This is a genomic window from Streptomyces sp. E2N166, assembly GCF_003671715.1.
GTDB lineage: Bacteria > Actinomycetota > Actinomycetes > Streptomycetales > Streptomycetaceae > Streptomyces > Streptomyces thinghirensis.
The window spans coordinates 738,216-750,322 of record NZ_RAIF01000006.1; the positions used below are offsets into that span (position 1 = coordinate 738,216).

The following is a 12,107-nucleotide window of genomic DNA, read 5'->3' on the forward strand; positions in this document are numbered from 1 at the left end:
GACAACTTCCGCGCGGCGGCTTCGCCATGCCCGGCGGGGCTGACCTCCCGAGGGGTCGCACGGGCCCCTGCGCATGGGCCATCGGACCCTACTGCCCGGCGAGCACCTGGTCTTGGCTGTCCCTATGACGCACGAGCACGCCCGCACCGGCCAGATCCGCTCCGAGTACACCGTCGGCCACACGACCGTCCTGGAACTGCGTGGAGACCTCGGCATCACCGTGACACCGATCGTCACGGCCCGGCTGGACGCCCTCACCGCATGCCCACACCCCGATCTGGTCGTAGACCTCCGTCCTGTGCCCTTCCTGGACTGCGCCGCGCTGGGAGTGCTGTGCAGGGCACGCGCGCGGATCCGTGAGCGGCACGGCAGGCTGCGTCTCGTCTCCGGCAGCGACCGCTTACGCGACATCATGCGCCGCACCGGGCTGGCGGACTCCTTCGATGTCTACAGGTCGCTGACGGACGCCCTGGCTGTCCAGCCCCGCGGGTACCGACGCGTCGTGCCGGCCTTCGCCGACCGCTCAAGAGGGGGCTTCAGCCGGTCTCGCTGACGGGCGGGCAGTTCTCCGGGGGCGCCACCCACTCGCCCAGGGAGCGGACGCAGCAGGGCCCGGACAGCGGATCCGACGTCCGCGGTCCGGGCCCCTCGGGGTTCCTGTCAGCCGTCCCACGTCCAGTCGGCTACCTCGGGAAGGTCGACACCGTGCTCGCGGATGTACGCGTGGTGACGCAGCCGGGCGTCCTCCATCCCCTGGCGCACGGCCGCCGCGCGCACCGCGAGGCCGGGGACACGGTCGACGACGTCCATGACCAGCCGGTAGCGGTCCAGGTCGTTGCGGACCACCATGTCGAACGGTGTGGTGGTCGTGCCCATTTCCTTGTAGCCGCGCACATGCAGGTGCTGGTGGCCTGTGCGGCGGTAGGCCAGTCGGTGAATCAGCCACGGGTAGCCGTGGTAGGCGAAGACGACCGGCTTGTCGGGGGTGAACAGGCCGTTGTACTCGAAGTCGCTCATTCCGTGGGGATGTTCCTCGCTCGGCAGCAGTCGGGCGATGTCGACGACGTTCACGACCCGGACGGCCAGCTCCGGCAGGTGGTGCCTCAGCAGCTGTGCGGCGGCCAGTACCTCCTGTGTGGGTACGTCGCCCGCGCAGGCGAGCACCACGTCGGGTTCCCGGCTGCCGTCCTCGGTGCCGGCCCAGTCCCAGATGCCGGCGCCGCGCGCGCAGTGCACCCGGGCCTCCTCCATGGACAGCCAGTCGAAGCAGGGCTGTTTGCCGGCGACGATCACGTTGACGTAGTCGCGGCTGCGCAGGGCGTGGTCGGCGACGGAGAGCAGGGTGTTGGCGTCCGGCGGCAGGTAGACCCGTACGGCTTCGGGGCTCTTGTTGAGGATGTGGTCGACGAAGCCGGGATCCTGGTGGGAGAAGCCGTTGTGGTCCTGGCGCCACACGTGGGAGGTGAGCAGGTAGTTGAGGGAGGCGATGGGGGCGCGCCAGGGCAGGCGGCGGGTCACGCGCAGCCATTTGATGTGCTGGTTGACCATGGAGTCGACGATGTGGACGAACGCCTCGTAGCAGGAGAACAGCCCGTGCCGGCCGGTGAGAAGGTATCCCTCCAGCCAGCCCTGGCAAGTGTGTTCGGAGAGAATCTCCATCACCCGGCCGTGGCGGTCCAGGTGCTCGTCCACGTCAAGGGTGCGGGCCTGCCATGCCTTGCCGCTGGCGCCGTAGACGGCCTGGAGGCGGTTGGAGGCGGTCTCGTCGGGGCCGACGACGCGGAAGTCACGTCGGTCGGCGGTCTCGCGCATGATGTACTCCAGCAGGTCGCCGAGGACGCGAGTGGGTTCGTGCAGGGTCGCGCCCGGCTTGTCCACCGGGACGGCGAACCTCTCCAGAGGCGGCAGCGGGAGTTCGCGCACCAGCAGGCCGCCGTTGGCGTGCGGGGTCGATCCCAGCCTGCGTGCGCCGTCGGGGACGCACGTCAGGACGTCCGGGCGAGGTGCTCCGCGCTCGTCGAACAGCTCTTGCGGCCGGTAGGAGAGCAGCCATTCCTCGAGCTGCCGCAGGTGGTCGGGGTTGTCCCGGACGGCTGACAGAGGGACCTGGTGAGCTCGCCAGGTCCCTTCCACGGGGAGGCCGTCGACCTCGGCGGGGCCGGTCCAGCCCTTGGGGGTACGCAGAACGATCATCGGCCAGCGGGGCCGCTCCGTCTCCCCCTCTTCCCGGGCGGCGCGCTGAACAGCGGCGATACGGTCCGCGGCGGTGTCCATGGCCTGGGCCATCGCGCGGTGGACGGCGGCCGGCTCGTCTCCGGTGACGTGGATGGGCTCGTGTCCGTATCCCTTGAGGAGTTCGTCGAGTTCGGACTCCGGAAGCCGGGACAGCACGGTGGGATTGGCGATCTTGTAGCCGTTGAGGTGCAGGATCGGCAGGACGGCGCCGTCCTGCACGGGGTCCAGGAACTTGTTCGAGTGCCAGGAGGCGGCCAGCGGCCCCGTCTCCGCCTCACCGTCACCGATGACACAGGTGACCAGCAGGCCGGGGTTGTCGAAGGCGGCGCCGTAGGCGTGAGAGAGGGCGTAGCCGAGTTCCCCGCCCTCGTGGATGGAGCCGGGCGTCTCCGGGGCCACGTGGCTGGGGACGCCTCCGGGGAACGAGAACTGCCGGAACAGCCGGGCCATCCCGACGGCGTCCCGGGTGATGTCCGGGTAGGTCTCCGTGTACGACCCTTCCAGCCAGGAATTGGCCACCACGGCGGGGCCGCCGTGACCGGGCCCCCAGATGCAGACGGCTTCCAGCCCCCGGGAGCGGACGAGTCGGTTGAGGTGTGTGTACACGAGGTTGAGGCCAGGTGAAGTGCCCCAGTGACCGAGCAGCCGCGGCTTGACGTGCTCAGCGCGCAGCGGTTCGGTGAGCAGAGGATTGGACATCAGGTAGATCTGGCCGACGGACAGATAGTTCGCTGCACGCCAATGGGCGTCCAGCCTCCTTAATTCCTTGTCCGAGAGCGGACTGGACACCTGTTGCGAATGGGCGCACATGTTGGGTTCCCTTGCGGTCGATGGTCGGCTCGACGGAGAGCCCTGCGAGGTCTTTCGTCTCACCCTGCCCCGTTCACCGGGTACCTGACAGGGCCGACCGGACCCTTCTGTACACATACCGCTTGCGGCCGCCCGGTGTTCGATCGAATAGACGAACTCGTAGCGCAGTCCCACGCCGGGCAGCAGCACCTCGTTGACGTCCATACGCGCCCCTTCCTCGCTGTGACTCATCTGTTCTGTCCGCTCATCGGCGACCACCCGCGTCGACCCGCCGTAGCCGTCCCGAGGCTCGGGGGCACGTACTGAGAGAGACCGGGCACGCTCACCCGGCCTCCCTCCCGGACGGACCAAGATCCTGCTCTGCTGCGCGCCCAGGGCCCTCGACGCTCCGCACGCCGTCCCGCGCCGGCCCGACGAGGAACGACCCGCGCGGCACACCGGTAGGCCCGCGGACGTGCTGGTGGGGCGGGTCCTCGGGTGGTCCCGCCCCACCAGTCGTGTTCAGCGCAGCCACGCGTGGTCGCGGACGACGGGGAGCCGCGCCCACAGCCGGCCCAGCCCGAAGACGTTCCCGGCCGAGACCGCGGCCAGGGCGATGAGCACCACGGCGTACACCAGGTGGTAGTCGGCGAACGGGTTCGTCGACATGCTCGCCGACCCGTCGGACAGGTGCTTGGCCGGCGGCCACTCCGCCACCCACATCAACGCCATCATCACCGTCCCCGCGAAGGCCGCCAGACGCAGCGCCACCCCCGCGGTCAGAGCCAGCCCGATCCCCAGCAGACCCAGCATGAACAGCCAGTCCGCCCACGCCGCCCCGGCCCACGAGTGGAACGTCGACTCCATCGGACCGACCGCCACATGCCCCAGGAAACCCTCCGTGGGCGAACCACCGTCGACCCAGCCCCTCCCGGACGCGGTGGCGTAACCGAACCCGAACGTCTTGTCCAGGAACGCCCACAGGAACACGAACCCCATCAGCACCCGGGCCGACGCGAACACACAGGCCCGTGCGGTGAACGCGCTGGCCTCCACCGACCCGGGCGCGGAAACCGCGCCGTCACGACGGAACCACGGCAGACGAAAACCCGAACTACGGTGCGTGGACTGGTGCACGGCCATGACAGCGGCTCCTTCAGAGAAGATCCGGCTGGTGCCTGACACCACTCACTCTCCCGGACCCCACCACCCCGCACCCGACGCCGAAGGGCCACACCCCAGGGCCCCAACAGCCCCAATCCCCAGGGACCTTCGGCCACCACCGGCGCTGAAACAGCCCGCCTGTACGCGGCGGTGTCTCACGCATCGCGTACAGGCGGGCTGAGGATCGGACAGGGGGAGGTCTCCCTCGTTGAGTTCGCCTGGGCAAGTCCTTCTCGGTCAGTCGTGCGAGATCACCGCCACCGGAGCGACGGCATGATGCAGCAGCGCCTGGGTCACCGGACCGATATGAGCGCCCACCGCCGCCCGACGGTTCTGCCTGCCCACCACCACGAGGGCGGCGTCATAGGAGGCGTCGACCAGGTGGCGCCCGGCACCACCGATCGTGGCCTGCGCGTGCACCTCCACTGTGGGGTACCTGTCCTGCCACGGTCGCAGGACGTCGGACAGTTCGCTCCGTACCTGCTTGACCATGCCGTCGTTCAGGTCGGGCATGAGCGCGCCGCCGTAGTAGTAGGGCGGCAGCGTCCAGCCGTGAATGATCCGTAGGCGTACGGCGCGCCGTGAAGCCGCGTCGAAGGCGAAGTCGATCACCGCGTCATTGGGCTTGTGCAGGTCCAGGCCCAGGACGACGTCACGGTGGCCGGAGACGGCGGAGACCTCGCGTGCCGAGGTCTCCGCCGGCGCCTCCTCTTCGCCGTGCTCGGCAGCACGGACCAGGACGACGGGCCGCTCGCACGAGGCCAGGACGGCATGGGAGACGGAACCGAGCAGGTATCCCGCCGCCTTGCTCAGTCCGCGGGAGCCCATTACCAGCAGCTCGGCCTCCTCGGCGGCCTTCAGCAGAGCCGGGACGGGCAGACCGGGGACCTCGTCCGTGTCGATCCGCAGCCCGGGGCGGGTCTCGCCGACGCGGGAGCGCGCCCGGGCCAGCAGGTGCTGTGCCGATGCCCGCTGGAGGTCGCTCGGCGGCACCGGCACGCCGAGTCCGGTCGCAGGTGCGAAGGCGGGGGCTTGCCACTCCCACGCGGCCACGAGCCTCAGAGGCAGGTCCCTGAGCTGTGCCTCGTGCGCGGCCCAGTCTGCGGCAGCCAGGCTCGCCGGCGAGCCGTCCAGTCCGACGGTGATGGTGCGGGTCATGGAGATCCTCCTTCAGGCTGCTTCGAGTCTTGGTCCCGTCAGGCGGTGACAGCAGGGGCCACAGGTCCTTGGCCAGGAGCCGACCGTCCCGGAATCCGAACTCCCGGTGCGCCGCCTGCTGCTTGTCATCCGATGGGGAGTTCGGGACGTACGAGCGTCCCCGATGTTCCGTGGGCGATGGCGTACGCGGCGTCGAGGGCTCCGATCGCGGCCAGGCCACCGGTCCGTTCCACGAACCGGGCAGCGGCCTCGGTCTTGGGCCTCATCGAACCCTCGGGGAAGGCCCTGTCCCGAAGTTGCGCGGGGGTCACGTCGAGCACGGGCTGCTGGCGAGGCGTGCCGAAGTCGGCGTACACGTGCGGGACGTCAGTGAGGATGAGCAGGAGATCGGCCTTGAGTTCCTCGGCCAGGAGAGCGGCGGTGAAGTCCTTGTCGACGACGGCTTCGACCCCGGTCAGCGCCCCGGTGTCGTGATCGGCTGTGACGGGGACGCCTCCGCCGCCGGCGCAGACGACCAGCGTTCCGCTGTTCAGCAAGGCGTGGACGGTGTCCGTCTCCACGATGGCCTCGGGCGCCGGGGACGGGACGACGCGGCGCCATCCCGTGGTGTCCTTGGCGATGTGCCAGCCGCGCTTGCGGGCGAGGACGTGCGCCACCTCCCGCGAGTAGACCTGGCCGACGAACTTGGTGGGCCGCGCGAAGGCCGGGTCGCCCGCACGGACCACGGTGTGGGTGACGAGCGCGGCGACCTGCCGTCCGGGGAGGGCACCTCGCAGGGCCCGGGCGAGCAACGACCCGATCATGCCCTGCGTCTGAGCACCCAGGACGTCCAGCGGGTAGGGGGTGGACAGGGCGGGATCAGAGGCGCTTTCGACGGCCAGCAGGCCGATCTGGGGGCCGTTGCCGTGCGTGATGACGAGTTCGTTGTCACGGGCGAGTGCGGCGAGGGCCGTGACGGCCCTGTCGATGTTGGCCTGCTGCACCGCGGCGTCGGGGCGTTCGCCCCGGTGCAGTAGGGCGTTGCCGCCGAGGGCGACGACGATGCGCATGGATCAGTCCTCCAGGGTGGCGACGAGTACGGCCTTGATGGTGTGCAGCCGGTTCTCGGCCTGGTCGAAGACGAGGGAGGCGGGTGTCGTCGGTGACTTCGAGGCCGTCCAGTCCGTAGGTGTCGAAGAGTTCCCTGCCCAGACGGGTGCTGCGGTCGTGGAGTGACGGCAGGCAGTGCATGAATCTGGCGTCCGGGTTGCCGGTGGCCGCCATCGTTCTGGCGTCGCCGCGGTAGGGCAGCAGCAGTTCGACGCGCTCCCGCCAGGTCTCCGCCGGCTCCCCCATGGACACCCATACGTCGGTGTGCAGGAAGTCGGCGCGGTGGACGGCTTCCTCCGCGTCCTCGGTCAGGGTGATGCGGGCCCCGCTGACGGCGGCGAGGGAGCGGCAGGCGGTGACGAGGCCGGATTCGGGCCACAGCGCTCTGGGCGCGGCGATCCTCACGTCCATACCGAGCGATTTCGCACTGGGACGGCGATCCGTGCCTGTCCCACCCGGGGACTCGGATTCTCTGGAGGTCGAGGGCATGGCAGCACTCCTGGCGTCGGCCGTTTTCAGCAGGCGAGTCGATCTATGACTGATCCTGCTGCGGCGTGAGCGCGCCGATCAGTGGCTACCGGTCCACCGACGAAGGCCGATGGTCCCTGTGATCGCTTCCGACCGGCCCACGGAACCGCGGTACCACTCGTGAATGCCCGCTCCTTTCGCGAGACGTCGGGGACTCGTCCTGATGCACGCCTGGTCGAGCGCAATTGCAAAGCACGCGCACCCCGGAAGCCTCACCGGAACGCGGGCCGCATGAGGTGCCAACCACACCGTGCGTGCAAGCGCAGCCGACTACACGACGAAGCCGCGCCGTAGCGTTCCGGCGCGGCTTCGTCGTCCTTGAGATTCGTGCGGTGGTCCGTCAGAGTGGCTCGCGGCGGTGCCCCACCGATCACCGACGCCCCAATAACGCGGGGGTACGGGAAACCGGTCTGACCAGGTAGAAGACCTCGCGGGCGGCATACCGCTTGAGACATCGGACGATCTCACGTCGGGTCTTGCCCTCCTGGGTGCGGCGTTCGTAGTACGGCACGCAGGAGCTGACCGGCGGCATCGGCCCGACCGATGTTCGGCTGTTCTCGGGCAACGGACAGGTCAACATCACCGGCACGCTCACAGAAGCACGCGAAAGGCGCGAACACGTCGGCGGAAACGTCACCGGGAGCAGTGTGACCAGCTGAGCCGGTCAGCGCCCGCTCCCGGCCGCAGGGACACCGGGCTGGATCACATGCTGGTCGTCCCTACCGGCCGGGACCGGTGCGGGCCCTTCCGGCCGGGCAGCACACTGACCTGCACCCCCTGCAAACCGCCTCAGACGGCCACCGGGGCGGGGCCGGGGACACCGGCGTCTTCGAGGAGCACCACCAGGCCGTGGAGGAGAGTGTGACGTCCGCGATCGAAGATCGTTAGCGGCGCATGCACACCACCAAACGCGCCCTCACCCTCACCGTCGCCGGTACCGCCGCTCTCCTCGCAGCCGCTGCCACACCCCACCCGCCACCGCAGTCCCGGACCCCGTCGGACTGCTGAGCTGTGTCACCGAGTCCGCCACCGATGTCACGGTCCTGATCGACCCCGCCAGCCCCGCAGCCCCCGAGGTTCCGCTCACCGGCTGCCTGGCACCCTGACGAGAGTCACCACTCGGAAATCCGAGACCGCACCCCACCCGTCTCCCCTGGCATCCCCGAGGGCGAGGACTTCGCCCACTGGTACCCACGGGACGGGCACCCGGGGCTCTCGCCTGCTCAACTGGCCACCGTCTGTGTGCTGCAGTTCCTGCTCGGCCTGTCGGACCGGCAGGCCGCCGAGGCAGTCCGCTGTCGCATCGACTTCAAGTACGCCATGGCGATGGAACTGGACGATCCCGGGTTCCATCACAGCGTGCTGGCCGACTTCCGCGACCGTCTCGCCGAAGGCGACCGCGCTGACCGCCTCCTCGACCTCATGCTGGCCCGTCTCAAGGAAGCTGGCCTGGTGCGCGAGCGCACCACGCAGCGCACCGACTCCACCCACGTCCTGGCCGCGGTGCGTGACCTGATCCGCCTGGAGCTGGTCACCGAGGCGGTCCGCGCCGCACTCGAAGAAGTCGCCGGTGTGTCCCCTCACCTGCTGGACGAGCTGGTCGATGAGGAGGGGGGCCGCCGCTACGGTCGGCGCGGCGCGGGCTGCTGCCCGCCGAGCACCTGGTCGACGCCGGTTACACGTCCCTGCCTCACCTGGAACAAGCCACCCGTGAACACCAGGTCACCGTCTCCGGACCGCTGCGGAGCAACCCCACCCGGCCAACACCGGCGAGGCGAGGGCTTCGCCCGGGACGACTTCCACATCGACTACGACCGTCAACAGGTCACGTGTCCCCGGGGCCAGGTCAGTGCGGGCTGGCACGGCCCATACCCGACCTCGTCACCCACCGCGGCCCCGCTGATCGCGGCCAGGTTCACCAGGAGTCAGTGCCGTCCCTGCCCCGCCCGCACCCAGTGCACCTCCGCCGCGGACAGTGCCCGAACCGTGGGCTTCCCCCCCACAAGAACTCCATGACCAGCAACTTCGCGTCCGCGCGGAGCAACAGACGCCCGAGTGGAAGACCCGCTATGCGGTCCGCTCGGGAGTGGAGGGCACGGTCAACGGGTTTCCCCCGGACACGGAATGCGGCGCTGCCGCTACCGAGGACAGGGAAAGGCCCACATCCAGCACGTCCTGACGGCCATTGCCGTCAACATCGAGCGCCTCAGCGGACTGCCACCGGCCGTAGAAACACCCACGCCCCGCCGACCGACTGCCTTCCAGCACTACCTCGACCAGCGCGAGATACCCCGGCCAAAGTCCTGGCGAACCCTGGGAACCTGACGGCACCTTCAAGATCCCCAACAGAGTCAAGCTAGCGCAAACAGGCGTCACTGGGGCCGCTGCTCTTCCTGCAGTGGCTGGATGACGCGCCCGCTCAGCCTGTGCGGCACGACGCGGATCCACAAGTCGCGCCTGCCCCCTGCCCACGGCGCCGACCCGTACCGTAACGCGAGGGCTTCGAGCGCATCCGGATCGGCTGGGTGCTCGACGGCCCCCGTCACCAGAACGCACCAGCCCAGGCCGGTCGCCTCGTCGACGTGATCGGTCTCGAAGGCAACCTGGGTCCCGACATGGACCGCCGCGGCGCCGGCCGGGTCGGTGCGGTAGACGACGGTCCGCCCGTCCACCAGAAAGTTGACCGGCAGCACCACCGGAGCCTCACCGGCCACGTCGACCGTGTAGGAGAGACGTCCGATGCCGTGTGTGCCCAGCCGCTGCCAGCACTCCTGCTCCGACAGCCGCGCCAGAACCGCGTGGGCCGCGGGCCCGCCCCGGCCCGGCGGCACGTCGCGCCGCCCGGTCGTCAGCTCCTCATACGACATGTCCAGCACGGCGGCGAGCCGCATGAGAGCACCGGGGTCGAAGCCGGTTTCCAGCTCCTCGACCTGGCGCAGATACGTCATCGACATCCCTGCTAGTGTGGCCACTTCCTCGCGGGATATCCCCAGTTGTCCCCGCCGCAGCGCTATGCGGGTGGCGACGCTTTCCTCTGCCGAGGAGGCGTCAGCCGCGGGCTCCGGCAGGTCCCGATCTTCGTCCACGGCCCTTCACCCCACTTCATCCGCTCCTTTCAGGGGAGCAGACCGTCCGCCGATCCGCCAGCGCAGAGACGCCCGTGTCGGTCGGCTGGCTTGCCGCCGACGCGGTGCGTCGCCGGCGGTTCTACCGTGTCTCGCTTGCGTCCGCAGGCCCGGGAGAGCTGCCCGGCCTGCCTCCAGGCGGACCGTGGGGATGCGGAAGGATGAGCAGGAGACGTAAGCCAGGCTGGCGCGGTGGAAGAAGTGGATCGAGTCCGGATCGCCCCCGTGCTCACCGCAGATCTCCGTCTCCAGGCCGGGACGTGCCGCACGCCCCTCGGCCACGGCCAGTTCCACGAGGCGGCCGACACCGTCCCGGTCGATGGTCTCGAACGGGGGCACCGGGAACACTCCCCTCTCGGGATACCGCGGGAAGAAGGACGCCTCGGCGTCATCGCAGGACCGTTCCCACTCCAGGTGGTCTGCGCGAGGTCATTCCCTGTTCAAGGCATCATCACGCCGCGGCCGATGCCGTGTGTGCCCAGCCTTTGACAGCCACCCCTGCTCGGACAGCCGCAGCAGAACCGGATGGGCCGCCGACCCGCTCTGGCCCGGTAGCGCGTCGCGGCGGCCCGCCGATAGCTCCTCGTACGGCATCTCCGGCACGGCGGCGAGCCGCCCGAGCGCGCCGGGGTCGAAGCCGGTTGCCCGCTCCTCGACCTGGCGCAGATGAGCCATGGACATCCCGGCCCGTGTAGCCACTTCCTTGCGGGGCATCCCCAGTTGCTCCCGCCGCAGCGCGACGCGGGTGGCCATGCTGTCGTCGTCGGAGAAGGCGCCGGCCTTGGGGCCGGTCCCGTCGTGAGCGACCGTGCACGGCCGCTCACCCCACTTCGTCCGGTTCCTTGGGAAACAGACGGATCGCCTATCCGCCAGCGCAGAGAAGCCCGCGTCTGCCTGCGCTTTCCTCCCGCCTGGGAACGGGGCGCGCCGGGTGCCGGTCGGCCTGTTCGGGCGAATGTGGGCAGCTGCGGCAGTTGTTGCTCGAGGTGCTCGTCGGTTGCTGTGCGAGTTCACCCGTGCTCAGGCCCGTAGTCAGGGGTGGGCCGACCGGGGTAAATCCACCGCCGCGGTGATGCGTGTACGGCTCCGGCTCGTTGTAGTCACGGACTGCGGCCTCCTGCGGCCTCCTGCGGCCTTTGCGGCTGTCCTGGCTGCCGCACCGGGCTGGGCGGTGAGGAGACGTTGGCATGGAATGGTTGGTCTCTCTGGTGGGCGCCGGGCTGGTGATGGCCGCCTTGCGGGATCTGTTTCACACGCTGTGGCATCCCACCCGTCGCAGAGGTGTGAGCAGACTGGTGATGACGGGGCTGTGGCGGATGTCGCGGCATGTGCACGCACGTGAAGGGGCGGCGGGGCTGGTGGGGCCGCTGGCCCTGGTGACCGTCGTGGGCATGTGGGCCGTTGCGATCATCTTGGGCTGGGCGATGATCTACTGGCCCCACATGCCCGAGGGGTTCACCTTTGCACCCGGGCTGCAGGCGCCTCGGCCCGGGGACCTGCTCGCGGCGCTGTACTTTTCGCTGGTCACTGTGGCCACGCTGGGGCTGGGGGACATCGCGCCGGCCGCGGGCCGGCTGCGCATCGCTGCGCCGTCCGAGGCCCTGGTCGGCTTCGCCTTGCTGACGGCCACTGTGTCCTGGGTGCTCGAGATCTACCCAGCGCTCACCCGCCGCAGGGTCCTGGCCCTGCGGCTCGCTCTGCTGCACCGTGCAGCCGGCTCGCCGCGGCAACTCGACGCCGTCGCGGACGCCGGGCTGCTGCAGAGCCTGGCGACCGAGGTGGTGCGGGTGCGTCTCGACTTCACCCAGTACCCCGAGTCGTACTACTTCCACGACGGCGAGGACCAGACGTCCCTGGCGGCCATGGCCTGCTACGCCACCGACCTCGCCGACCAGGGAAAGACAGCGAAGAGGGCCGAGGTGCAGTTAGCTGCGGCCATGCTATCCAGCGCTCTGAAGGACCTCGCTGCCGTGTTGGACCAGCGTTTCCTGCGCACCGGCGGATCGCCGATGGAAATCT

General features: G+C 69.8%; 10 protein-coding genes and 2 pseudogenes. 4 read left to right on the plus strand and 8 right to left on the minus strand.

From position 1 onward, the window contains the following. Nucleotides 1-124: 124 nt before the first annotated feature. A complete protein-coding gene (locus EBH09_RS03835) occupies nt 125-553 on the plus strand; it encodes an STAS domain-containing protein (protein ID WP_121746225.1) in 429 nt (142 codons plus the stop codon). A gap of 107 nt (nt 554-660) precedes the next feature. On the opposite strand, the gene EBH09_RS03840 is transcribed toward EBH09_RS03835, so the two are convergent. The 5 genes and pseudogenes from EBH09_RS03840 to EBH09_RS03860 form a co-directional block, all read right to left on the minus strand. Further along, on the minus strand, nt 661-3,045 hold the full coding sequence (locus EBH09_RS03840) for a phosphoketolase family protein (RefSeq protein WP_121745582.1): 2,385 nt from the start codon (nt 3,043-3,045) through the stop codon (nt 661-663). 501 nt (nt 3,046-3,546) lie between these two features. Next, the gene (locus EBH09_RS03845; protein WP_193776094.1) at nt 3,547-4,167 is read right to left on the minus strand and encodes a DoxX family membrane protein; all 621 of its coding nucleotides are present in this window, start codon (nt 4,165-4,167) and stop codon (nt 3,547-3,549) included. A 258-nt stretch (nt 4,168-4,425) separates the two neighbouring features. Continuing rightward, entirely contained in the window at nt 4,426-5,346 is a 921-nt protein-coding gene (locus tag EBH09_RS03850) for a universal stress protein (protein ID WP_121745583.1), read from the minus strand. Between the two features lie 125 nt (nt 5,347-5,471). Beyond that, nucleotides 5,472-6,395 carry a carbamate kinase gene (locus tag EBH09_RS03855; protein ID WP_121745584.1) on the minus strand — a complete coding sequence of 308 codons (924 nt, stop codon included), beginning with the start codon at nt 6,393-6,395 and terminating at the stop codon, nt 5,472-5,474. A gap of 3 nt (nt 6,396-6,398) precedes the next feature. Continuing rightward, nucleotides 6,399-6,852: pseudogene (locus EBH09_RS03860) on the minus strand (ornithine carbamoyltransferase subunit F); the annotation flags it as partial. 1,353 nt (nt 6,853-8,205) lie between these two features. On the opposite strand from EBH09_RS03860, the gene EBH09_RS03870 reads away from it, so the two are divergent. Continuing rightward, nucleotides 8,206-8,979: a transposase gene (locus EBH09_RS03870; protein ID WP_238697173.1), complete on the plus strand. Its 774-nt coding sequence runs from the start codon at nt 8,206-8,208 to the stop codon at nt 8,977-8,979. Nucleotides 8,980-9,087: 108 nt separating this feature from the next. Next, a complete protein-coding gene (locus EBH09_RS38530) occupies nt 9,088-9,288 on the plus strand; it encodes a transposase (RefSeq protein ID WP_238697174.1) in 201 nt (66 codons plus the stop codon). A gap of 47 nt (nt 9,289-9,335) precedes the next feature. Here EBH09_RS38530 and EBH09_RS03875 read toward each other — a convergent pair whose 3' ends face one another. The 3 genes and pseudogenes from EBH09_RS03875 to EBH09_RS03885 all read right to left on the minus strand — a co-directional run bounded on the left by EBH09_RS03875 (nt 9,336) and on the right by EBH09_RS03885 (nt 10,841). After that, on the minus strand, nt 9,336-10,049 hold the full coding sequence (locus tag EBH09_RS03875) for a pyridoxamine 5'-phosphate oxidase family protein (RefSeq protein WP_121745585.1): 714 nt from the start codon (nt 10,047-10,049) through the stop codon (nt 9,336-9,338). 6 nt (nt 10,050-10,055) lie between these two features. Beyond that, a pseudogene (locus EBH09_RS03880) lies at nt 10,056-10,522 on the minus strand (putative PEP-binding protein); the annotation flags it as partial. Next, nucleotides 10,518-10,841, minus strand: a complete 324-nt coding sequence (locus EBH09_RS03885; protein WP_345940920.1) for a helix-turn-helix transcriptional regulator — start codon at nt 10,839-10,841, stop codon at nt 10,518-10,520. The pseudogene EBH09_RS03880 and the gene EBH09_RS03885, both read right to left, overlap by 5 nt. 434 nt (nt 10,842-11,275) lie before the next feature. Between EBH09_RS03885 and EBH09_RS03890 the strand changes: the two genes are divergently transcribed. Further along, nucleotides 11,276-12,107 (plus strand): potassium channel family protein (locus EBH09_RS03890; protein ID WP_153182601.1); only part of this gene is annotated, 832 nt, incomplete at its 3' end.

Bases quoted from the DNA above. Each gene is read 5' to 3' on its own strand.
- EBH09_RS03885 (WP_345940920.1), bottom strand. From the start codon at position 10,841: ATGGCCACCCGCGTCGCGCTGCGGCGGGAGCAACTGGGGATGCCCCGC.
- EBH09_RS03835 (WP_121746225.1), top strand. From the start codon at position 125: ATGACGCACGAGCACGCCCGCACCGGCCAGATCCGCTCCGAGTACACC.
- EBH09_RS03840 (WP_121745582.1), bottom strand. From the start codon at position 3,045: ATGTGCGCCCATTCGCAACAGGTGTCCAGTCCGCTCTCGGACAAGGAA.
- EBH09_RS03845 (WP_193776094.1), bottom strand. From the start codon at position 4,167: ATGGCCGTGCACCAGTCCACGCACCGTAGTTCGGGTTTTCGTCTGCCG.
- EBH09_RS03855 (WP_121745584.1), bottom strand. From the start codon at position 6,395: ATGCGCATCGTCGTCGCCCTCGGCGGCAACGCCCTACTGCACCGGGGC.
- EBH09_RS03850 (WP_121745583.1), bottom strand. From the start codon at position 5,346: ATGACCCGCACCATCACCGTCGGACTGGACGGCTCGCCGGCGAGCCTG.
- EBH09_RS38530 (WP_238697174.1), top strand. From the start codon at position 9,088: ATGCGGCGCTGCCGCTACCGAGGACAGGGAAAGGCCCACATCCAGCAC.